The sequence below is a fragment of the Litoribacter populi genome, assembly GCF_007483685.1.
GTDB lineage: Bacteria > Bacteroidota > Bacteroidia > Cytophagales > Cyclobacteriaceae > Litoribacter > Litoribacter populi.
This window is the reverse complement of the sequence record NZ_VMKN01000001.1, coordinates 3227898-3249019: the sequence shown is the minus strand read 5'-3', so window position 1 is coordinate 3249019 and position 21122 is coordinate 3227898. Positions and strand designations below refer to the sequence as shown.

The following is a 21122-nucleotide window of genomic DNA, read 5'->3' as shown; positions in this document are numbered from 1 at the left end:
CGGGTTGGATGAGTCCCAAAATTTGAGTATTTCCTATGAAATATCCCCAGGTTGAGGAGGAGAATTCCCCAATTTTAACGGATATAATGGTTATTGGTTTTCCGAGCAAAATGTATGTTAATTGATTGATTAGTCTTGAATGGTCGTTCATTTACTAATATGAACTTTTCATCACAAAATTTAAGTTTTTTTAATTATTGGTGATTTTCATCCTGAAACAATAGAATATTTACCTTATGCAATAAGTTATATTAAATATTTAAATAAATCTGTTATTATTTATTTTGTCATACATAATTATTCTTAATAGTAAATACCTTTTAAAAGCCTGGCTAGGCCTAATGTCCTTCGAACAATTTGTAAAGGTTAATTTTTTATGGTAAAAATCTCATAATCAGAGGAAAAGGGCTGTATTATATTGGTAAAATCATATTTTTTCTTCTATAGTCTAAATTTCATTTAATTTTCTGGGAATGGAATTTGGCTTTGGCCCTCTCATCGGAATTGGAAAAATGATGTGAATCCCGGTCAAAGAATAAATATCCCCAGCAATTAAATTATTTAGAACATGAGTAGATTAAAAACCAAATTTTCGTTTTTGCTAACCTTATCTTTATTTGGTGTAGCATTGGTATCCTGCGATACAACAGGCCAAGAAGATTTTACGGAAGAAATGGCAGCCCTAAGGTCAACTTCCGCCAATGTTCTTGTTCATGAAAATTTTGAAGGAAGCAATCCATTCGGGCAAGTGCACAGACAGTTACCTGCCAGCCATTCCTTTAGAACGATACAGGATCCCAAGGACAAATCAAATAAGGGCGGAAGGTTTGAATTAAGATACAAAGATCCAATCGTAAGCGGTGGAAAAAGGGCTGAAGTTCTCTTCCCTGCTCAGTCTAATAAAGACAGATGGTATTCTTACTCCTTGTATGTTCCTTCTTCGGGCTTTAAAAAAGACAAGGATAACGACATCATCTCTCAGTGGCACCAAGAAGGGGGAGGAAGCCCTGCCACCACTATAAGAATTCAAAATGACAGATTTTTGGTTAAATCTGGTAATACAAAAGATTCCAGAAAAGATTTTGATCTTGGAGCACTACAAAAGGATACCTGGCACCACTTTGTGTTTCATATTGTCCATTCCCCAGGTACCGATGGGTTGCTGGAGGTTTGGCAAAATGGCAAAAAGGTGCTAACCCATAAAGGGGGCAATATGTATAAGCTTCCCTTGCCTCGATGGAAGGTGGGAATCTACAAAGCCTCCTGGGCTAAAAGAACAACAGACACGGATGTTAGGGTAATTATGTTTGATAACATCAAACTGGGAAGCCAAAAAGCCAAGCTTTCAGAAATGGGGGCAAAATAAAAGATAAGTTTAAAAAAGGCAGCTATACGGCTGCCTTTTTTTGTTCCGCTTATTGAAAGAGGTAATTTTAAATTGTAGTTTTTGTCAGGTCATATTTTATTAGTACATACTCATCCTCATTATTCTGATTAGGCTGGTTCAAGTAAAAAATGCCTTCATGCACAAAGCAGCTCTCCAAATGATTCTCCTCGGGTACAGTGAAATTTAAGATAGACCCTAAATTCCATTGCTGATCATAGATGAGGATTTGATAGTCGGATTTCATTTTTGATGCTGTTCTGAGTTCTATCGCTTTAATATCTTCTTCACTTATCTTTTTTGGAAGTTCTACCACCCTGAAATAAGTTGAGGTTTTGCTATCATAAAAAAGTTTGATGTTTTTATGATTTTTGGGATTGGGATTCCATTGGGCACTTCTACCATTTCTTGTAACTACATCAGGGTAGTAGGTGCTTTCCTTAAGACTGTTCAATTTTTGTTTTTGAACAATCTTGCAATCTTCTATCCGATAAACTGAGTCTGATAAGGCAAACATAAACCAATATTCTTCTTGATCAGTATTTATCGCTCCTAGAGTCAATGTTGCAGAAGGACTGTCATGAAAGGATTCATCAAATGGCGAAAAAAAATCTGAAACGCAGCTAATTCCATTTTCTATATCAATTTGAAATACCCAAGCACTAAATCCAGTATCAAAACCTCCATTAGGATCCATCATATCAAAAGGGTTTAAAACAACTTGATAATTTCCAGTGCCTAGTTTGGTGAGATTTCCTATTCCTTTTGAAATTTGGGTAAATTTATCTTTGGTAATTTTCGATAGGTTGATTTGGATATTTCGGTTTAAACTTCCGTTTGCATAGCTATGAAATTGACCAATTTGATTAAATACAACGTACTCTCCGGCTGGGGTTATGGCTGTACCAGACATAACCCTTTTCATCGCTTCTGGGCCGTCAAACGGAATTTGAAAAGAAAATTTTCTTAGGCCTGTCTCAAAATCATAAAGCTCATATTTGTTGGTTAATTCACTGACAAAGTATTTTCCGGAATCGGATTCTACTATCCCGTTGAACTTTAAATTTTTGCTGTCAGTAGGTTTAACAATAATAATCTGTCCGCTTTCGAAATCGGAGAGATTTGCAGTTTTTATGGAGGCTGTTTTTTCGCCGCATGAAAATAATACCAAAAAAAAAGTACTAACTAGAAGGCTTTTCATCTTGTCAATTTAAAATGGACTATAAAATTAATTAAATGTAATACAATTTTATTTATTCAAAAAATCCTCAAGGGCTTATTTAATAAGGTATCAATTTCGCCCACCTTATAGTATTTGCATTATCCTGTCACCGACAACCCGTGTAGCCTTAAAAAGCTCATTTTGTCCCAATAGCCACTTTTCAGGGTGATCTTTTTATTCTGAACGTGGAAAAATCCGCAGCCTCTCAACTGTTCGGTCTTCGGTCTTCGGTCTTCCAACTTTACCCATCCCTCTCCACTTCATCCTCGAGCTTGAGCACCATATTTCCATCCTCCTGCTGGATTAAAAGCGCTTTGTTGCCTTTTTCACCTTTACGGGTGATTTTGGAGCCCTTTATAGTTTTGGTCACCGCTTCATCAAAAGTTTCTGTGACTTTTCCATGGGCATAATCCTTTCCCCACTTCCATTTTACCTTACTGCCGGATCTTATCATGTTGGTTTCTATTGGTTTGAGAAAGGATTAACTTGGTTTGGGTAAAAGTGTTTGTGTACCTAATGCATGGTCCTTTTAAATGATACCATATACCAAGGGGTACAATCTGACACGTCCTGATTTTACTTGACCTTTTTTTTAAAATTAAATCCTTCACGGAAAAGGAAACTCTGCGAAACTCTATTAAAACTCTGAGTAACTCTGTGTCCCTTTTGATCCGGACTCCTTCGTACTTCGTATTTCGTCTTTGTACTTCCTCTAAAACCTTCCTTCTCCAATCCTTGTTACTTTCTTATAAGGAAAATTGAACATGAAAACATATATTATTCTCACCATGTTGCTCGTGTATGTGGCCTTCACTGCCTGTGCACAGGAAAAAGAAAGTAAGCAAACCAAAACTGAGACTATGTCTGAACAGAAAGAAGAGAAACTTATCGTCAAGGACGGGAAAAATAACCCGTTCAATGTGCTCAATGATATGGAGGAATATGTAATTAGGAAAAAAGGTACTGAAAGGCCGTTTTCCGGAGAGTATGACAACCATTATGAAGCCGGAACCTATATCTGCAGGCAATGCAACGCACCACTTTATAAGTCAGACGATAAATTTGACGGGCACTGTGGATGGCCGGCTTTTGACGATGAAATTGAAGGAGCCGTAACCAAGAAAACGGACCCAGATGGTCGAAGGGTTGAAATCCTGTGCGCCAACTGTGATGGTCACCTAGGGCACGTATTCGAAGGGGAAAGGTTCACCGACAAAAACGTACGGCATTGCGTAAATTCGGTTTCCATGAGCTTCATTCCCGACGGAAAGCCCCTTCCCACCAAATTGGAAAATTAAAGGACTAGTAATTAAAAAAATAACCACTGAGGCACAGAGGTCACAGAGATAAAATACTTCTCTGTGACCTCTACGTTTGAGCGGTTTAAAAACTTAGTCATAGTACATAGTACATAGTTCTTTGTACAACAAATCATGCCGGTACCTTAGGCTGTACTGGTTTTTTTACAATCCACTTGGCTGACACATAGGCCGCCAAAGTCCATCCAATTAACAAATTAAAACTCACCCCCAGTGCATAAGCATTTGGCAAACCCCACCAATTCATCAGTTGTCCGTAAATAGCCGTCACTGCTGCCAGGGAAGCAAAGACAATTATCGCCATGCGTCGTCCAAAGCCCAAAGGCTGAGTTAAAAACAGCAATATGGATAGCAAAAAGGCCACTAAAGCCTGTGTGATAATTTCTTTTACAAAATAGCCGCTCATGTCATAGGTTTCGATGGGGCGGTTGACAATCCAAGAAAACGTTTCATCAGTAGTCAAAGTGCTGATTTTTCCGGCAAACAAAGAATCATAAGCGGAAGTAGTGAGGCTGTTGGCAGGAAGCTCCAAAACCCGGTCTGATTCAAATTTTTCTTGCCCAGGACTTTGTGCAGCTACATTCTGGGTGGAAGGTACACCCCAAGGAAACATCTGTGTCATCCCGCTCCAGATAAATAATACCACAGTGATGACCAATATTGAAAGTAGAATTTTTTTCATAGGGGAAAGTTTGAACAGTAAAATTAACTATTATATGATTATCTGCAAAAGGCACAGGAGGCTCACCCATGACTAATGTTTTGAAAAGCTCCGGTCTTTGAATGGCTGCGTAAAAACCCACAAAAGCACCATAGGAGGAACCTACCAAATTTACCGGACCCAATTTAAGATTTTCAATAAAATCAATGAGGTCCCTGGCGTGCAGCGGTACAGCATAGTCGGTTGTAGAATCGGTAGGAGGGGTGTTGGGGTAATGGTATCGTCTGCTATAGCTTATAGTATGATAATCCTTACTGAAGGCTTCAAATTGATTGCTCCAGCTACGGTAATCGCTCAAACTTCCATGGACGAGGATGATTGGGTCGCCTTCGCCTTTTTCTATGTAACCTAGACTGTGATTGGATAACTGAACTGTTTTCATTCTTTGTAAAATAGAGATCTGTGAAATAAAAATGGGAATAGCATTAAATGTATGAACGAAATTTAGTGTATTGAGCCTAAATTCGCAATAATTAATTTTCAGAATTAAGGATATTATTTGTTTTTCTCCTACGGAGAAGCTATTGTCTTTCCTGTTTTTCCCCGAAACACCTTATCTTGCATCTTCATTAATTATTTTGACTTATGAACTGGAAAACGGTAAAAGAATACGAGGACATAACTTATAAAAAATGCGACGGAGTGGCCCGTATCGCTTTTAACAGGCCTGAAGTGCGCAATGCATTTCGTCCGAAGACTTTGTTTGAATTGGAAGAGGCGTTGATTGATGCAAGAGAGGATAATACCATTGGCGTAGTCCTGCTCTCTGGGGAAGGTCCTGCCAAGGACGGAAAGTATGCCTTCTGCTCAGGTGGTGACCAAAGAGTACGTGGTGCCAAGGGTTACCAGGGGGAGGATGGCGTACAGCGCTTGAATGTACTAGATATCCAGCGTATCATACGTTTTATGAGTAAAGTTGTGATCTGTGTGGTTCCAGGTTGGGCAGTAGGTGGAGGACATAGCCTTCATGTAGTTTGTGATATGACCCTTGCCAGTAAGGAACATGCTATTTTCAAGCAGACTGATGCGGACGTGGCGTCTTTTGATGGAGGATATGGATCGGCGCTTTTGGCCAGACAGATAGGGCAGAAGCGTGCCCGTGAGATTTTCTTCTTGGGAAGAAATTATTCCGCGCAGGAAGCTTTCGAAATGGGAATGGTGAATGCTGTAGTAGAACACGAAAAATTAGAGGAAACAGCCTTTGAGTGGGCGCAAGAAATATTGGGCAAAAGCCCTACGGCAATCCGTATGATCAAGTTTGCTTTTAACCTAGTGGATGACGGCATGGTTGGGCAGCAAGTATTCAGCGGCGAAGCCACCCGCTTAGCCTACATGACCGAAGAAGCAGAAGAAGGAAGAAAAGCCTTTTTGGAAAAACGGAAGCCAGACTTCAAGCAATTTCCATGGTTATCGCTTTAAAATAGTACAAAGTACGATGTACTAGGTGCTATGTATCCCTACGCTCCGTCGTACTTCGTATTTCGTACTTCGTACTTTCTCTTTATACCTAAAGACCTGCCAGGTTCAAAAAAAAACTGGCAGGTCTTTTTGGCTTTTCATCCGACTTCTGACATCTGACTCCGGACATACTGCGTCATCTTCTGTCACATAAACGTTTATTTTATAAACTTTGTATTGTTGTTTTTATGAACATTCGTACCTTAGTGTCAGTTAAAACAACAACCACTATGGAGACGCAAACAGAACAACAATCCAAAATCAGAATTACCAGCAAGAAACTGGCTTCAGGAAACCACCAGGTTAAGTTTTTTATTGAGGACGAAAAGCATCCTCAGTATGGCTACTTGTTAGTCACAGGGACAAGGTCAGTAGGAGAGGTAATCGAGGAAATCAAAAACCGTATAGCCGAGAAAAGGAAATGCGATTATGACCTTAAGCGTTTTTCTTTTAACCGGAACTTTAGAGATGACCATAATTTTTATCTTTATAGTGCCTAATCAGTAGATTGGGATTCATCCACTTAAACCAACTATCATGTATCTGGGAAAAAACATCCGGTTTTTGCGAAAAGCTAAGTCCATGACGCAGGAGGAACTCTCCGACAGGCTTGGCGTTAAACGGACCATGATTTCCGCCTATGAGGACGGCAGGTCCGAACCTAAACTCCAAACGCTTCAAAAGCTGACTTCTATTTTCGGCCTCAGTTTGGATGAGTTGCTTGAACGGGATCTAGAAGTGCAGGGCAAGAAAGTTTATCAGGCATCTGAAACCCGTATTTTAACTGTTACTCTCGATAAAGAAGAGGAGGAGACCATACCCATGATTGGTCAGAAAGCTTCTGCCGGCTACCTCAACGGATATGCAGATCCGGAATACATGGAGCAGCTGCCCCAATTTAACCTGCCCAACCTCCCGCGAAATGCCTCTTATAGAGGTTTTGAGATCAGTGGGGATAGTATGTTACCGATTTTGCCCGGCACGGTGATTATCGGTTCTTTCGTTGATGATTTCCAACAGGTGAAAAGTGGCAAAACTTACATCTTGGTGACTGCTACAGAAGGGGTAGTGTATAAAAGGCTTTTCAACTATTTGGAGGAAAAGGGAAAACTACTTTTGGTGTCGGATAATGAACAATACAAACCCTATGAAGTGGCTCCAGAGGATGTTTTGGAAATTTGGGAAGCCAAAGCCTTTATCAGTACCGAATTTCCCCATCCCAAAGACAAAAAGGAAAAAGTAACCCTCGAGGACCTTTCGGAGATGATTTCAGACCTCAAGTCCGAAATCATCAGGCAACGCTAATTTCCTTCGGCTAAGCTCAGGGACCGCTATTAAAAGTCTCTGTGCCCCCTAATCTTTGCACGATTTTTCCATTAACTTCTCACCTCTTACTACTTATTATTTTTTCTTTGCGAACCTCAGCTTTCTTTGTGGTTAATTAATTTTCTTCAACGCAAAAGGCTGCCCACAGGACAGCCTTTTGTATTGGTATATGAAGAGTTGGTTATTCTCCTTCTTGGTCATCAAGTTCGCCTTCTTCGGCTTTTTGCTTAAGGTCTTCATTTGCCCAGATGGCAACTTCGACTCTTCTGTTTTTGGCCCGACCCTCATCGGTCTCGTTGTCGGCAACTGGCTTGTCAAATCCATGGCCAATAGTAGTGATACGGTCACTAGCCACGCCCTGCATTTTCAAGTAATTGGCAACTGAACTGGCTCTTCTTTCAGAAAGTCCTTGGTTGTAAGTAGCAGAACCACGGTCATCTGTATGTCCTTCCACTTGAAGGTAAGTGTCAGGATATTCATTCAAGATTCGGGCAAGCTCCTGTACATTTTCCTGAGCAGCAGGAGTAAGGCTGTAAGAGTCAAAGCCAAAAAGAATTCCGGATTCGAAGGTCACTTTGATGCCTTCTCCAACTCTTTCCACTTCGGCATTTTTTACTTCCTCTTCTAGTTCTTTGGCCTGCCGATCCATGTAGCGGCCTATGGCTGCACCAGCAGCGCCACCTACAGCGGCTCCGATCACAGCACCTCCGGCAGTACTGCCTTTCTTGCTACCTATCACGCCTCCTAATACACCTCCCGCACCGGCTCCTGCTGCGGCACCTTTACCGGTATTGCTCCAGTTGGCACAGCTGAATAAAAAAACAGCCCCGAGGGCGATGGCAAACAACGATTTTAAACTACGCATATAATTTTTTAGGGTTAGATCAGTTTCTTGAATCCACTTTTGATTTTGGAAACCGCATCAAAAGAATCATCTAGGTTAAATATGCCTTTGCCAAATTCATGCCAGAAGCCGTCTCCTAAATTGATATAATGGCCTCTTTTGGTGGGTTTACCCTCTTTTGCCTGCTCATAATCATAGTCAGGAAGGTATACAAATGCCAGCATGTTTTTAGTTTGCTCAAAGTCAACGTCTTTCTTCTCTCCATTGATTTCTAAATCGACCTTTCTTGTGGCAAACTTCATTTTTAGATCATAAAAATATTCACCATCTTCCTTAGTGTTTACGTAGTATTGAATGTTAAGCGGAAGTTCCCTTTCACTGACCTCATACACAGCCTGGATGAAATCCTGGGTCAAAAATTGCCAATCTTCATTGTTGGCTGGAATGCCCCTAGCAATCTTTCCATGAAGATCCTTTGCCAAAACTTTAACTCCACCTTCGTCACCAAGATATTTCTTGTTAGACCAACGAGTGTTGGAATAAAGGTCTGTAAAAGGGCTTTCCCATACTTTTGGTAATTCTCCTTTGTATTGAAAATCATCGTCGGGAGTAAAACCCTCATCGAGAATTTCCTGTTCTGTTAATTCTTCGCGATGTGTATAAGTGATTTCCAGTTGGGTGTTGACAAAGCCCTTCTCAAAGCCCACCTTGATTTTATAGGTATGGCTGAATGGTGGCGGTACCGAACCGGAGTCAAACTCAATTTCTAATCTGGTAATATCTTCTTTCTTTAAATGCATGTTACAAAATTATATATTTCCATTAAATTAATCTGTTTATTTGCACATTAGATCGCATATGCAAGACCGTATAGAAAAAATCGTGCAGGATGTCTATGAGAATGGATATGCTGTGGTTGAAAATTTCCTAACTGAAGATTTTCGAAAAGAATTGCTGGCTGAGCAACAAGACCTGCTTGAGCATGGGCAATTCCGCCACGCCGGAGTAGGGAAAGGTGATGCCTTTACCATTCGACCGGAAATCCGCAGCGACAAAGTAATGTGGATGGATCACTTGCAGTTGACTCCCTTGCAAGCCCAGTATTGGAACATGGTGGAGGAGATTCGGGTTGCAATTAACCAACGCTGCTTTTTAGGATTAAGGTCCTTTGAGGCGCATTTTGCCATGTATCCCCCAGGCTCATTTTACCTGCGCCACTTGGACCAGTTTCAGCAGGTAAAATATAGAGTGGTAACAATTATCATCTACCTCAATGACTCTTGGACTGATGCTGATGAAGGAAAACTTCGAATGTACCTGCCACAGGAGGATGGTGAGGAAAAGATTCTGGATATCATGCCCGAAGGCGGTACACTGGTAGTCTTCCTAAGCGCCGAAATCCCCCACGAAGTTCTCCCCACCAACAAGCAACGTATCAGCATTACGGGCTGGCTCAGGGATATAGAGTATTCCTAAGAAGTACGAGGTACGAAGTTGGAAGTACGAAGTACCTCTGCCGCGTACACTTCGTACTTCGTATTTCGTACTTCTTAAATCCTCCTCCGCTTCCCTACCTTCGACGCCTCCTCGGTTTTGCTACTATCTGATACGGCCTTAAGTATGGTCTGAATTTCGTGGGGTTCGAGGTAGCGCCACTTGCCTTCAGGGATGCCCTCAAGGGTAATGTTCATGATGCGGTCCCGCTGCAGGCTGGTAACCTCATATCCCAAATATTCACACATACGCCTTATTTGCCTATTGAGGCCCTGTGTTAGGGTGATTTTGAATACAAAATTGGAGATTTTCTCCACCTTGCATTTTTTGGTAACTGTATCCAATATCGGTACTCCATTAGACATCTTTTCGATGAATTTCTCCGTAATCGGCTTGTTGACTGCTACTGTATATTCCTTTTCATGATTGTTGCCTGCCCGAAGGATTTTGTTCACGATATTGCCGTCATTGGTAAGAAAAATCAGACCCTTGGAGGGCTTGTCTAACCTGCCAATAGGAAAAATACGCTTAGGGTGCTTGATAAAATCTATGATGTTACCCTTGATGTGTCTTTCAGTAGTACAAGTAATGCCCACCGGTTTGTTGAAAGCAATGTATAGCGGTTTTTCCTTAGATTTGATAGGTTTGTTGTCCACCAATACTTCATCACCATCAAATACCCTGTTGCCCAATACAGCTACCTCACCATTGATTTTGACCCTGCCGGCAACGATAAATTTTTCGGCTTCACGACGGGAACAAATGCCCGTGTCACTGATAAACTTGTTGAGATTGATCGAATTCCTTTGCTCTTTCATAATTAAGCTCCTTTCAGTTGTGCTTTTACAGTTTGCAGAATTTCAGCGTTGGTCTTGCTGTCAGAGAAGATTTCTAGAAGTTTGGGCTCCATGGATTTGTTATAAAAACTATCCAGCGAGACCTTGAGTTCGTCTACATTGCTTGCCGATTGGTAGGTAAACCCAAACTCATTGCTCAAATGCTCTGCAGTCAAAGCCTGCTTTGTTTCAAAAAACTCCTCCAGTTCAGGCTGGGCAGCGGGCCCTTCAATAAGCCTAAATATCCCCCCTGCATGGTTGTTAAGTACGATGATTCGTAGATTTGGCATGTTGTAATTGTGCCAAAATGCATTGCGGTCATAAAAGAACGCCATGTCACCGGTGATCAGTGTCACGGTATCTTTTGTCGTAAAAGTGCAGCCGACCGCCGTGCTGTTTGAACCATCAATGCCACTGGTGCCCCTGTTGCAGATGATCTCGAATTCGTTATTTTTCAAGCCAAGGAAATTGAAATACCTTACAGCCATGCTGTTGGAAAGATGGAGCTTAGAATTTGCCGGGATTTTTTTAGATACCATGTGCAGGGCTTGGTATTCTCCAAACCTAGCACCTTCAAGTACTTTCAAAAAGCGGTTGTGAATTCTTTCATCCTCCTTTTTCCAAATATCAATAAACTCCCTGCTATGGTTTGGGTTGATTTTGGAAAGGAATTCCAAAAATGCAAGGGGATGGGTTTGAATGGACCTGGTTAATCCCTGGTAAGTATCAGGACTATACGCTCCTGGAGAGGCCACATGCCAATGGGGGGCTTTGCTAGATCTCAGAAACAGCTTGAGACCCTTGGAAATAATGGATTTTCCAAAACTGATGATCAAGTCCGGCTCAAAATCCTTTTCCTCCTTTATGTGTGGAATAAAAGTATCGTGATAGGTAATGCTATTTTGGTTGGCAAGATTGGATATAGCATCTGTGACCACCAAAGCCTTACCTTCCTCCTGAAGCTTTTCCAGCAGAACTTGGATTTTCTCGTTTGGTCTTTGCTGTCCAGGCACGACCATAATTTTACGGTAATGCTTAAGGTTTTCACCTAGTTTTAGCTCCTCGTCTGTATTAAGGTAGTTTCTTCCCTTTACCATTTCGAAGTTGGGAAGGTCTTTTTGGAAATTAAGAACTTCCTCCCTCTTAGGATAAAATGGCTCCCTTAAGGGAATATTGATATGTACCGGACCAGCAGGATAACTTTTGGCCAAATTAATAGCCTCATTTGTAATCCGGTGGGCATGCCACACTTTGTCCTCATGGGAAAATTCATCGGGGAAATTAAAGCTACCCTTGACGTGTTTTCCATAAATTTCTTCCTGCCGGATCGTCTGCCCATCCCATTGATCAATCCATTCTTTAGGTCTGTCTGCAGTAATTACCAATATGGGGATTTGCTGAAAATAGGCCTCAGCCACCGCGGGTGCATAGTTTAAGGCTGCGGATCCGCTTGTGCACACCAACACTACCGGGTTATCCAGTTGCTGTGCCATTCCCAAAGCCACAAATGCAGCTGATCTCTCGTCAGAAATAGTTCTGCAATGGATATCTGGATGGCGGGCAAAAGCCAAGGTAAGTGGAGCGCAGCGGCTTCCCGGGGAAAGCACGGCTTCTTTTACGCCTTTTTTGGCAGCGATGGCTACTAAGTCATTGATGGGCTGGATTACCAAAATCTATATTTTTTCTTTTGTGAAAAATCTTCCAATAATATCGCATTTCATTTCTGTCTCTTCCCATTCCTTTACGGCTATGGAGTCCTCTGTAATCCCCGCACCCGCATAAAGATAGGCATGATCACCAGTCAGTTGGACCGTACGGAGGTTGACATAGATGGAGGTGGCGTCTTGGATGTTTACTGGACCAAAATACCCGGCAAAAAGGGAACGTTTAAAATCTTCCTGTTCAGCTATGAAATCCAAAGCGGCTTGTCTGGGCATGCCACATACCGCGGAAGTAGGATGGAGCAATTCCAACATGGTGGAACCTAACTGCGGGAAGTTGGTCGCCTCCATGTCAACATTAAAGTCGGATCGGAGATGAAGAAGGTTGCCCGCCAAAACTGTTTTGGGGCCTTTTTCCTCATATTCCCTCAGCCTGATCTTTTTGAAGCAGTTGACAATATACCTGCTGACCAAGGCTTGTTCTTCGATTTCTTTTTGTGTCCAAGCTGCGTTTTTAAGTGGATTTTCGCCAAAGGCCTTTTGAGTTCCCGCAAGGGCCATAGTGGAAAATGCCGTGCCCTCGGTTTTGATCAATACCTCCGGACTGGCGCCCATCCAGGTACCGAATAATGGACTATGCACAAAATTGACAAATGCATTAGGGTAAGTTTCGCAGAGTTTCAAGAATGTCTGGCTTAAATCCAAAGAAGGATTCAATTTCTGCTTCTTTATTTTGGCAGGCACCACCTTGATCAGTTGTCCACTTTGAATCTGCTCAATTCCTTTGTTGACCTGGTCTATAAAAGCCTTTTTATCAGTTTCCTGAACTTCGGTTTTATTGGCGCTTTTCCTGATGCCCTCGTGGACAAGCTTTTGAAGTTTTGATTTTCCAATAGGAGCTTTCCCTGCAAATGAATGGTTTTCCTCTATTTCGACAGGGGTATTTAGATCAAAACTGTAATATTCCTTAGCCTCCAAAAAAAAGAATTCTGGAGAAGTCCTGTCTTCAAAAGTGTGGGCAATAAACCCTGCAGGTAGGTCCTCAAGTTGAGGTTTCCCCTTGCGTAACACCTGATCAGAATCGATAACGATTTCCAGCTGGTTAGACTTAGGTTTTCTCCATACCGCAAAATTGAATCCCTCCTGGAAAACATACTGCAACATCAGGTCCAAGTAGACCTCATGGGTGATAGCTTTGGTACTCGAAATTGTTTCCATATTATGCCTTGTCCAGTACTGCCAGGGTCAACCGGCAGATACAGGTCATTTCTTCTTTCTGGTTATAAATCTTGATTTCCCACACTTGGATCTTGCCTCCAAGTTTGATGGGAATGGCAATACCTTTGACCAGTCCGCTTTTGACTGCTTTTAGATGGTTTGCATTTATGTCGAGGCCCACGCAATATTGCTTTTCCCCGTCCAAAGCAAAGTTGCCAGCCACACTTCCAATGGTCTCGGCCAGCACTACATTTGCCCCTCCATGCAACAGTCCCATAGGCTGTTTGGTTCTATGATCTACAGGCATGGTGGCAGCAAGGTGGTTGTCCCCGATTTCGGTAAATTCTATGCCCAGGTGCTCAACCATGGTGTTTTTACCCATTTGATTGAGTGTTTCGAGCTGGAGGTTTTGGGGAAAGATCATGAAATGTTGAGTAAAAAGCCTTTTCTTTGAAAATTGAAAGCAAAAATAAAGAACTTTTGGCCACGAAAAAAATATACATAGTCCGTCACGGGCAGACAGATTACAATTTGAAGGGCATCGTCCAGGGCTCAGGCATCGACGCACCCATCAACAGTCATGGAGAGGAGCAGGCTCAGGAGTTTTTTGAAGCTCACAAGCACATTCCCTTTGATAAAGTGTATTATACAGCCCTGCAGAGAACTAGACAATCTATAGCCGGCTTTTTGGACTTGGGCATTCCAAGCGAAAGTCTCCCCGAGATGAATGAGATCAGCTGGGGAAAATATGAAGGGGTGCCGATGACGCATGACGAAAATCAGTATTATCTTCACATGCTCGAAAAATGGGCCTCGGGGGACCTAGATTATGCCATTGCCGGCGGAGAATCGCCCAATATGGTAAAAAGGCGCCTTAAAAAAGGCCTTAAGAAGATTTTAGAAGAAGGAGAGGAGACTGTACTCTTATGTATGCATGGCAGGGCAATGCGGATGCTGCTGAGTGTGATGTTACATTACCCTTTACAGTATATGGATATTTTTGAACACCAAAATCTCTGTTGCTATGAATTGACCTTAATGGGAGGGATGCAGTTCAGACTCGACCGATATATGGATATTTCCTATTTAAAATGAAAAAAGCTTCTAATAGAAGCTTTTCTTAATTTGCGACCAGGGAGAGTATTCCCCCTCTATCTTTCTTTTTCTTCCCGTTGTTGTTTTTGCTTTCCAACTCAGCAAGCAAGGCCTGATAGGTGGATTTGCTTTCATTCAGGTCAACTATTCTGAAAGCTATTTCCTGCAGCGAGAGTGTGGTGTTCCTGTTTACTCTCACTAACAGTTCACCCACTTGGCAAGGATCCATGTTGCAGTTTGGAATAGTCATTAATAGTACGGATTCAGAATTACCAGAATATGTTTTGGTGGTAAACATCTGATTAAATGTCAGTTCTATGTACTCAGGACTGGTTTTAAACTCCTTTAGCTCCTCTTTGTCAAAAATAATCAGGAATGTCCTGTCTTCTGGATTTTTTGCAAAAACCGAAGATAATATGGTAAGCGTTAATATGGCTGTCATTAGTGTTTTCATAATCTCGAATATATAGAAATAAACGCAAACTTTATAGTGTATTGTTTCTATATGCAAAAAATATGCAAAAGTTTTCTACTACATCTCCATGAGATTTTTATAAGCCCTCATTATAAAGGATACCCGATGTGGAAGCCAAATGTTTTTAAGGAAGGTAGTTTTTTTATTCATTTTACCTCCACTCTTAATTTCTGCAAATGAAATGTAAGCCGGATATAAGCACAATTGTCAACTCCCAAATAAGGAATGTCAGGAGGGTGTTTGCAGGATGTCGGCCAGATGTCGGCCACACTACCCATACATTCCCGCCTGTTTGGCTATGGATCAAGAAAGTATTGAATTATTCCAAGGGAGGGGTGTGGGGTTGCTTTTCTGAAGGGAGTACATGTCATTTCCCCTTGTTAATACAAGATACCCGAAGTTTTTTAGCATAAAAAAAGCCCGAATCGCTTCGGGCTTCATATTATGCTTTTCTTTTTTTCTTCGGAGTAGTTTCGTCCTCGATTTCGTCCTGAACGCCGGCGAGGATTCTGCCACAGTGTTCACAAACGATGAGCTTTTTCTTCTCACGGATGTCAGCCTGTCTTTGAGGGGGCACGATGTTGAAACAACCGCCGCAAGCTCCTCTTTTTACCATTACCACGGCTAAGCCGTTCTTGGCATTGTTTCGGATCTTCTCGTAAGACTTAAGAATTCTGTCTTCGATTTTCTTGCTTGCTTCTGCTTTTTCACTGATAAGCTTTGACTCCTCAGACTCACTTTCAGAAACAATTGACTTCAATTCATCCTTTTTGGTGTCCAGATCCTTTTTACGGTCCTTCAACGTCTCTTGCAAAACCTCAACGTCCTGCTTTTTGGATTCGATTCTGGCCTCAGCCTCACCGATTTTCTTTCTGCTAACCTGGATTTCCAAGTCTTGAAGTTCCAGTTCTTTCGTGATGGCGTCATACTCCCTGTTGTTTCTGACGTTCATCTGCTGTTCCTGGTATTTTTTGATCAGCTTTTCTGATTCCTTGATAGCTTCTTTATGCCTCTTAATCTCATCTTCAAGAGAATTGATATCCGTCTGGAACTTTTCAAGGCGGGTTTCATAACCTATGATCTCATCTTCTAAGTCTTGAACTTCTTCTGGAAGAGCTCCTCTGATTTTAAAAATAGCGTCTAGGCGGGAATCAATTTTCTGAAGGTTGTGAATGGCTTCAAGTTTCTGTGCAACGGTACTTTCCATGTACTATATATAAGTTATGGGATTCGAAACTACTTTTGTCAAATAGAGTGCAATATTACTAAAATTTTGTGACAATTTCTCTTTTAATAAATCTTTTGTATAAATTTCGCTTTCGTAATGTCCTATGTCTGCCAATACGATTTTCCCCTCAGCATCGAAAAATTCATGGTATTTTACATCAGAGGTGACAAATACATCGGCACCTGATCTAATTGCTGCAGACAGCAGAAATATCCCTGCACCGCCACATACGGCCACCTTTTTTACCGCTTTGCCTCTCAAATCCGTTCTCTTGACCACATTTAAATTCATGTTTTGTTTTAGCTGCGCAAAGAAACTCTCCTCGTCCATTTCCTGTGGCAGCTCACCCACCATGCCGGAACCGACCTCCTGATCCACATTTTCCAAAGTCTGAAGGTAATAAGCCACTTCCTCATACGGGTGGGCCTCCTTCATCGCTGCCAGTATTTTTCCGGAAAGATATTCCGGAAAGATGACCTCAATTCTAACCTCTTCCACTGCCTCTGCCTTGCCCTTGCTTCCGATTGTCGGATTGGCTTTTTCCGAAGGAGTGAAAGTTCCCGTTCCCTGAAGGAAAAAGCTGCAATCCTTGTAATTCCCGATTTGTCCGGCTCCCGCCTGGAAAAGCGCCTGGCTGACCTCTTCACGGGAGGCAACCGGGGCAAAGGTTACAAGTTTTTGAAGGGTCTGCTTTTTGGGACTTAAAATTCTTGTGTTTTCCAAGCCTATCATGTCGCATATCCTCTTATTCACCCCAGTGGAGACATTGTCCAAGTTGGTGTGGATAGCATAAATAGCAATATCGTGCTTGATAGCCTTAATAATGGTTCGTTCTATGTAGTTTTTTCCCGTCAAACTTTTCAACCCTTTGAAAATAATGGGATGGTGGGCCACTATAAGGTTGCAGTTGAGTTCTATGGCTTCATCCACCACGGCTTCCGTGGCATCTAGGGTGCAAAGTACTGCCGTGACTTCGGTCTCCGGGTTCCCGGTCAGCAATTGGGCATTGTCATAGCTCTCCTGATAGGCTGGAGGGGCCAAGGTTTCCAGGTAGGAAGTTATATCTCTTATAGAATAAACCATATATTTGTCTTTGCTTGATTGATCGTTCGGTAACCAAAAATAACAAAATTTTCCCCAATGCGCCCATTTGAACCCGTCTTGTATCCATTTGCCCTGCTGTATGATGGGATTACCAGGTTGCGAAACAAGCTTTTTGACATCGGAAGCAAGCGAAGTGTAGTTTTTGAGATCCCGACCGTAGTGGTGGGGAATTTGGCGCTGGGAGGTACGGGGAAAACACCTATGGTGGAATTTATCATCGAAAGGCTATCGCAACATTACGAGATTGCCACCCTCAGCCGAGGTTATGGACGTAAGACAACAGGCGTTATTTTGGCCGACCAGGAGGCCTCAGCCCAAAATATAGGAGACGAACCCTTCCAGATTTTTACCAAGTATGGAGAAAAGGTGCATGTGGCAGTAGGGGAGCAGCGGATCATGGCCATTCCCCAGATCATCATGGAACACCCAAGTACGGATCTAATCCTTTTGGATGATGCTTTTCAGCATAGGTATATCAAAGGGGATTTCAACATCCTGCTTACCACTTTTCAGAAACCTTTTTTCGAAGATAAGGTAGTTCCTTTGGGAACGCTTAGAGAGCATAGAAAAGGCGCGGGCAGAGCCCAGGCCGTGGTGGTGACCAAATGCCCCAAGGACCTTTCTGAGGAAAAGAAAAAGTGGTATAAAGAAAATATTAAAAAATATACAGCTCCAGGTACGCCTGTTCTGTTTGCGGGATTGAAATATGGGGAGCCATATGAAATCCAACCCAACGGCAGGGTGTTAGGCAAGGATGTAATTTTGCTCACAGGAATTGCGGATACCAAAGTGCTGAAAGAAAGCCTGAAAGGGCAATATAACCTGAAACATGCGTTGGAATTTGCGGACCACCACAAATACACGGAAGAGGATGCAGGCAAAATCAGTAAGGCTTTTCAAGCTTATGGAGGGGAAGGCACGGTGATTTTGACCACTGAAAAGGACATGGTCAAACTAAAAGACAGGAAATTTGCCCAATTATTGGAGGAAATTCCGATTTTTGCAATTCCGGTCAAAGTGGATTTTGACCATAAAGATGAAACGCTGCTAATGGACATGGTCCAAAAAAGCATAATAGAAAAAGGTTATAAACGTGAGGTTTAGACATATACTCATCCTTTTCTTGGGAATTTTAGGCTTCTGTCTCCAGGCAAGTGCCCAGGTCAACATGCCTCCTCCGCAAGGACAGCAACGGCAACAGCAGCAACAGCGCCAGGATCCTGATGAAGAGCAGGAGGAAGTGGGACCCAGACGGGGCATTCTCGATGATTCCACCAAGCAGGTGTACGGGCCTCGTACCACCCTGTATTTTAAGGAAAAACATATTCGCCACAATAGGTTTGAAACAACCGAGATAGACACTGCCTTGACCGGGTTTCATAACTATGAACCAGTAGCCCGCAGCTGGTACAGGTACCAGGATCTGGGGAACATTGGTAGTGCTGCATTGCCTGTGTTTTACGAAATTCCCGGACAAATCGGTAGGACATCAGGCTTTCATGCCTATGACCTTTACTACAATTCCCCGGACAGCATGACCTATTATGACACCAAGTCGCCTTTTACCAATCTGGGGGCATTTTTTGGTGGGGGTAACAGGAATATGCTTGATATTGCTTTTGCTAGAAATATTAACCCACGATGGAATGTTGGATTCAATTTCAATACCATTCGTGCCCGAAAAGTCCTCAATCCAAGTAGGAGGGATGACAACATGGCTGTGCAGAACAGCTACTCCCTACATACCAGTTACCGGTCTGAAAACGAAAAGTACATCCTATTGGCCAATTTTTCCAGGATGAAGCATACTGTCAACGAACAGGGCGGAATCATCCCGCCCGAAGTGGACAGCACCTCACTTTACTTCACCTATGAGGATTCCAAAATGTGGCTCCGAAACTCACAGGCCAATGACCTGAGGCAGGATTACCATCTTTATCACCAATATGAAGTTGTAAAAGGCTGGCAAATCTACCATGTCTTTGACAAGAAAAAGCAAGAGGTGTCATTTGTGTCCAACATGGCCGGATCAGATAGCTTGTTTTTTAACCAGTTCAATACAAACAGGTTTAATATTGGTGAAGATGGTGAGCGTACCGATAGTACCCGGAATCTAAGCCATTTTTCAGAATGGAGGAATGAGTTTGGTTTTAAAGGCGACATTGGGCCGATCTATTATAATGCTTTCATGAAATTCAGGACAGGCCGGATGGCAAGTCCATATTTTGAAAGCAACAACAGTTTCAATGAATTTTATATTGGAGGAGCGCTCCGTGGGCAAATCAGTGAGAGGTGGTATTTTGAAGGCGAAGGGGAGTATTTCATTCCGGATGCCTTCCGGATCAAGGGACTTTTCAGGTCCCCCTATCTGGACCTGACTTATACCAAAGCCCTCTACCGACCCAATCTGATGCAAATGATGTATATGGGCAATCATTTCCAGTGGAACAATCAGGACCTTTCCAATACTGGCGTGGACCAAATCACTGGACAGTTGAAAGCTGATTTTGGACGCATCTCTATCAGGCCTTCCTTGACCTTAAACAGAGTAAGTAATTACATCTATTACAATCAGGAAGTGGTACCCGAGCAGGCCGATTCAGATGCCTTTATGGTGATTCCGGGAGTGACGGCCAGATTTCTGATGGGTAATTTTGTCTTTCAAGGAGAGGTCTTCAATACCACCATTACCGGAGATGGAGCCGATAATTTCAGAATTCCGGAATGGTTTGTCAATTCCAGAATTTTCTATGACAGCCCATGGTTTAATGAAAACATCTTCGTGCAGATCGGTATCGAGGGAAGGTATAGAAGTGATTACTATGCACCAGCCTACATGCCCTCCACGCAACAATTTTATCTGCAGGACAACTTTTTGGTACATGGATACCCTGTGGTGGACTTTTTCTTCAACTTTAGGATAAATAGAACCCGTATTTCACTTCGGTACAATCATTTAAACGATAACCTACTTCAGCAGCCTGGGTATTTTGTAACCCCTGGATATACTGGCTTGAAAGGAATGTTGGATTTGGGGATCAATTGGTCCTTCTTTGATTAAAACAAAATGAACTGGGAAGACAGCACTAAAGACAAAATGTTGAACCTGCAACTGCCCACTGACCCACGCTGGGTAGACATAGCAAGCATGAACCTGGGGGAAATACTTGTGGATCATGCTTACTGCGAACAGAAAGCTGCCAGTTCCTGCATTAGTCTAATTTTAAAATACCCTGATCTCGACCAGTTGGTGGACACTTTGACCCCGGTAGTAGCAGAAGAATGGGCGCATTTTGAAAGAGTAATGGATCAGCTTCGCAAAAGAAATATTCCTTTTGGCTGGCCAAGAAAAGACGAATATGTGATTAGGTTGGCCAAATTTGTCAAAAAAGGTGGCAACCGCATGCAACAACTTACAGAGCAGCTGTTGATGAATGCACTCATAGAGGCCAGAAGCTGCGAAAGATTTAAACTTCTTTGGAAAAACCTGCAGGATGAGGAACTCAAGAAGTTCTATTACGAGCTGATGGTTTCCGAAGCTGGACACTATGTCAACTTCTTAGAACTTGCTAGGCACTATCAGGATGAAGAAAAAGTCAATGTACGCTGGAAAGAATGGTTAGCTTGTGAGGCCAAGATAATGTCGGAGCTGGAATTGCGGGATGATAGGGTACATTGAAATGGTTTTTGGACCGCTGAAAAAGAGTATAAAAAGGTTCTATGTTCTCTGAAGTTTT

The 21122-nt window shown here is 42.4% G+C and carries 22 protein-coding genes; 10 read left to right on the top strand and 12 right to left on the bottom strand.

Features of this window, described 5'->3' with window-relative positions; genetic code table 11:
* Positions 1–568: 568 nt before the first annotated feature.
* Positions 569–1366 carry a polysaccharide lyase gene (locus FPL27_RS14125; RefSeq protein ID WP_143961703.1) on the top strand — a complete coding sequence of 266 codons (798 nt, stop codon included), beginning with the start codon at positions 569–571 and terminating at the stop codon, positions 1364–1366.
* 67 nt (positions 1367–1433) lie between these two features.
* Here FPL27_RS14125 and FPL27_RS14120 read toward each other — a convergent pair whose 3' ends face one another.
* Positions 1434–2585, bottom strand: coding sequence for a hypothetical protein (locus FPL27_RS14120; RefSeq protein WP_143961702.1), 1152 nt, complete (start codon positions 2583–2585; stop codon positions 1434–1436).
* A 262-nt stretch (positions 2586–2847) separates the two neighbouring features.
* On the bottom strand, positions 2848–3060 hold the full coding sequence (locus FPL27_RS14110) for a hypervirulence associated TUDOR domain-containing protein (RefSeq protein ID WP_143961701.1): 213 nt from the start codon (positions 3058–3060) through the stop codon (positions 2848–2850).
* A gap of 310 nt (positions 3061–3370) precedes the next feature.
* On the opposite strand from FPL27_RS14110, the gene FPL27_RS14105 reads away from it, so the two are divergent.
* Positions 3371–3904 (top strand): methionine-R-sulfoxide reductase, encoded by a 534-nt coding sequence (locus FPL27_RS14105; protein ID WP_143961700.1) that lies wholly within the window; start codon positions 3371–3373, stop codon positions 3902–3904.
* Between the two features lie 566 nt (positions 3905–4470).
* On the opposite strand, the gene FPL27_RS14100 is transcribed toward FPL27_RS14105, so the two are convergent.
* Positions 4471–5028 (bottom strand): alpha/beta fold hydrolase, encoded by a 558-nt coding sequence (locus tag FPL27_RS14100; RefSeq protein WP_143961699.1) that lies wholly within the window; start codon positions 5026–5028, stop codon positions 4471–4473.
* A gap of 203 nt (positions 5029–5231) precedes the next feature.
* Between FPL27_RS14100 and FPL27_RS14095 the strand changes: the two genes are divergently transcribed.
* From FPL27_RS14095 to FPL27_RS14085, 3 genes are all read left to right on the top strand, one after another.
* Entirely contained in the window at positions 5232–6065 is an 834-nt protein-coding gene (locus FPL27_RS14095) for a 1,4-dihydroxy-2-naphthoyl-CoA synthase (protein WP_143961698.1), read from the top strand.
* Positions 6066–6334: 269 nt separating this feature from the next.
* A complete protein-coding gene (locus FPL27_RS14090) occupies positions 6335–6604 on the top strand; it encodes a hypothetical protein (RefSeq protein ID WP_143961697.1) in 270 nt (89 codons plus the stop codon).
* Positions 6605–6641: 37 nt separating this feature from the next.
* Positions 6642–7409 (top strand): XRE family transcriptional regulator, encoded by a 768-nt coding sequence (locus FPL27_RS14085; RefSeq protein WP_143961696.1) that lies wholly within the window; start codon positions 6642–6644, stop codon positions 7407–7409.
* Positions 7410–7611: 202 nt separating this feature from the next.
* Here the strand turns inward: FPL27_RS14085 and FPL27_RS14080 are convergent, their stop codons facing one another.
* Positions 7612–8295 (bottom strand): OmpA family protein, encoded by a 684-nt coding sequence (locus FPL27_RS14080; protein WP_143961695.1) that lies wholly within the window; start codon positions 8293–8295, stop codon positions 7612–7614.
* Between the two features lie 14 nt (positions 8296–8309).
* Positions 8310–9074: a hypothetical protein gene (locus FPL27_RS14075; protein ID WP_143961694.1), complete on the bottom strand. Its 765-nt coding sequence runs from the start codon at positions 9072–9074 to the stop codon at positions 8310–8312.
* A 58-nt stretch (positions 9075–9132) separates the two neighbouring features.
* On the opposite strand from FPL27_RS14075, the gene FPL27_RS14070 reads away from it, so the two are divergent.
* Positions 9133–9750: a 2OG-Fe(II) oxygenase gene (locus tag FPL27_RS14070; protein WP_143961693.1), complete on the top strand. Its 618-nt coding sequence runs from the start codon at positions 9133–9135 to the stop codon at positions 9748–9750.
* Between the two features lie 74 nt (positions 9751–9824).
* Here FPL27_RS14070 and rluF read toward each other — a convergent pair whose 3' ends face one another.
* Genes rluF through FPL27_RS14050 form a run of 4 tightly spaced genes read right to left on the bottom strand, consistent with a single transcriptional unit; the run spans position 9825 to position 13907 of the window.
* Complete coding sequence (gene rluF / locus FPL27_RS14065; RefSeq protein WP_143961692.1) at positions 9825–10586, bottom strand: 23S rRNA pseudouridine(2604) synthase RluF; 762 nt, start codon at positions 10584–10586, stop codon at positions 9825–9827.
* A 2-nt stretch (positions 10587–10588) separates the two neighbouring features.
* Positions 10589–12274, bottom strand: a complete 1686-nt coding sequence (gene menD / locus FPL27_RS14060) for a 2-succinyl-5-enolpyruvyl-6-hydroxy-3-cyclohexene-1-carboxylic-acid synthase (RefSeq protein WP_143961691.1) — start codon at positions 12272–12274, stop codon at positions 10589–10591.
* Positions 12275–12277: 3 nt separating this feature from the next.
* Positions 12278–13483, bottom strand: a complete 1206-nt coding sequence (locus FPL27_RS14055) for a chorismate-binding protein (RefSeq protein WP_143961690.1) — start codon at positions 13481–13483, stop codon at positions 12278–12280.
* A gap of 1 nt (position 13484) precedes the next feature.
* Positions 13485–13907, bottom strand: a complete 423-nt coding sequence (locus FPL27_RS14050) for a hotdog fold thioesterase (protein ID WP_143961689.1) — start codon at positions 13905–13907, stop codon at positions 13485–13487.
* A 56-nt stretch (positions 13908–13963) separates the two neighbouring features.
* Between FPL27_RS14050 and FPL27_RS14045 the strand changes: the two genes are divergently transcribed.
* A complete protein-coding gene (locus tag FPL27_RS14045; protein ID WP_143962178.1) occupies positions 13964–14578 on the top strand; it encodes a histidine phosphatase family protein in 615 nt (204 codons plus the stop codon).
* A gap of 25 nt (positions 14579–14603) precedes the next feature.
* On the opposite strand, the gene FPL27_RS14040 is transcribed toward FPL27_RS14045, so the two are convergent.
* The 3 genes from FPL27_RS14040 to FPL27_RS14030 form a co-directional block, all read right to left on the bottom strand.
* Complete coding sequence (locus tag FPL27_RS14040; RefSeq protein WP_235893444.1) at positions 14604–15032, bottom strand: hypothetical protein; 429 nt, start codon at positions 15030–15032, stop codon at positions 14604–14606.
* 463 nt (positions 15033–15495) lie between these two features.
* Positions 15496–16260 carry a zinc ribbon domain-containing protein gene (locus FPL27_RS14035; protein ID WP_143961688.1) on the bottom strand — a complete coding sequence of 255 codons (765 nt, stop codon included), beginning with the start codon at positions 16258–16260 and terminating at the stop codon, positions 15496–15498.
* A 3-nt stretch (positions 16261–16263) separates the two neighbouring features.
* Positions 16264–17364 (bottom strand): Nif3-like dinuclear metal center hexameric protein, encoded by a 1101-nt coding sequence (locus tag FPL27_RS14030; protein WP_143961687.1) that lies wholly within the window; start codon positions 17362–17364, stop codon positions 16264–16266.
* Positions 17365–17421: 57 nt separating this feature from the next.
* Between FPL27_RS14030 and lpxK the strand changes: the two genes are divergently transcribed.
* Genes lpxK through miaE form a run of 3 tightly spaced genes read left to right on the top strand, consistent with a single transcriptional unit; the run spans position 17422 to position 21064 of the window.
* Positions 17422–18489, top strand: a complete 1068-nt coding sequence (gene lpxK / locus FPL27_RS14025) for a tetraacyldisaccharide 4'-kinase (RefSeq protein ID WP_143961686.1) — start codon at positions 17422–17424, stop codon at positions 18487–18489.
* Entirely contained in the window at positions 18479–20446 is a 1968-nt protein-coding gene (locus FPL27_RS14020) for a putative porin (RefSeq protein ID WP_235893443.1), read from the top strand. The genes lpxK and FPL27_RS14020 overlap by 11 nt, the downstream gene beginning before the upstream one ends.
* Positions 20447–20452: 6 nt before the next feature.
* Entirely contained in the window at positions 20453–21064 is a 612-nt protein-coding gene (miaE, locus tag FPL27_RS14015) for a tRNA-(ms[2]io[6]A)-hydroxylase (protein WP_185974381.1), read from the top strand.
* Positions 21065–21122: the final 58 nt, after the last annotated feature.

What these genes read in the sequence shown, in the direction of transcription:
- lpxK (WP_143961686.1), top strand. Translation starts at nt 17,422, where the DNA reads ATGCGCCCATTTGAACCCGTCTTGTATCCATTTGCCCTGCTGTATGAT.
- FPL27_RS14125 (WP_143961703.1), top strand. Translation starts at nt 569, where the DNA reads ATGAGTAGATTAAAAACCAAATTTTCGTTTTTGCTAACCTTATCTTTA.
- FPL27_RS14075 (WP_143961694.1), bottom strand. Translation starts at nt 9,074, where the DNA reads ATGCATTTAAAGAAAGAAGATATTACCAGATTAGAAATTGAGTTTGAC.
- FPL27_RS14095 (WP_143961698.1), top strand. Translation starts at nt 5,232, where the DNA reads ATGAACTGGAAAACGGTAAAAGAATACGAGGACATAACTTATAAAAAA.
- FPL27_RS14085 (WP_143961696.1), top strand. Translation starts at nt 6,642, where the DNA reads ATGTATCTGGGAAAAAACATCCGGTTTTTGCGAAAAGCTAAGTCCATG.
- FPL27_RS14100 (WP_143961699.1), bottom strand. Translation starts at nt 5,028, where the DNA reads ATGAAAACAGTTCAGTTATCCAATCACAGTCTAGGTTACATAGAAAAA.
- FPL27_RS14110 (WP_143961701.1), bottom strand. Translation starts at nt 3,060, where the DNA reads ATGATAAGATCCGGCAGTAAGGTAAAATGGAAGTGGGGAAAGGATTAT.
- miaE (WP_185974381.1), top strand. Translation starts at nt 20,453, where the DNA reads ATGAACTGGGAAGACAGCACTAAAGACAAAATGTTGAACCTGCAACTG.
- FPL27_RS14080 (WP_143961695.1), bottom strand. Translation starts at nt 8,295, where the DNA reads ATGCGTAGTTTAAAATCGTTGTTTGCCATCGCCCTCGGGGCTGTTTTT.
- FPL27_RS14105 (WP_143961700.1), top strand. Translation starts at nt 3,371, where the DNA reads ATGAAAACATATATTATTCTCACCATGTTGCTCGTGTATGTGGCCTTC.
- FPL27_RS14090 (WP_143961697.1), top strand. Translation starts at nt 6,335, where the DNA reads ATGGAGACGCAAACAGAACAACAATCCAAAATCAGAATTACCAGCAAG.
- FPL27_RS14030 (WP_143961687.1), bottom strand. Translation starts at nt 17,364, where the DNA reads ATGGTTTATTCTATAAGAGATATAACTTCCTACCTGGAAACCTTGGCC.
- FPL27_RS14055 (WP_143961690.1), bottom strand. Translation starts at nt 13,483, where the DNA reads ATGGAAACAATTTCGAGTACCAAAGCTATCACCCATGAGGTCTACTTG.
- FPL27_RS14035 (WP_143961688.1), bottom strand. Translation starts at nt 16,260, where the DNA reads ATGGAAAGTACCGTTGCACAGAAACTTGAAGCCATTCACAACCTTCAG.
- FPL27_RS14040 (WP_235893444.1), bottom strand. Translation starts at nt 15,032, where the DNA reads ATGAAAACACTAATGACAGCCATATTAACGCTTACCATATTATCTTCG.
- FPL27_RS14070 (WP_143961693.1), top strand. Translation starts at nt 9,133, where the DNA reads ATGCAAGACCGTATAGAAAAAATCGTGCAGGATGTCTATGAGAATGGA.
- rluF (WP_143961692.1), bottom strand. Translation starts at nt 10,586, where the DNA reads ATGAAAGAGCAAAGGAATTCGATCAATCTCAACAAGTTTATCAGTGAC.
- FPL27_RS14050 (WP_143961689.1), bottom strand. Translation starts at nt 13,907, where the DNA reads ATGATCTTTCCCCAAAACCTCCAGCTCGAAACACTCAATCAAATGGGT.
- FPL27_RS14120 (WP_143961702.1), bottom strand. Translation starts at nt 2,585, where the DNA reads ATGAAAAGCCTTCTAGTTAGTACTTTTTTTTTGGTATTATTTTCATGC.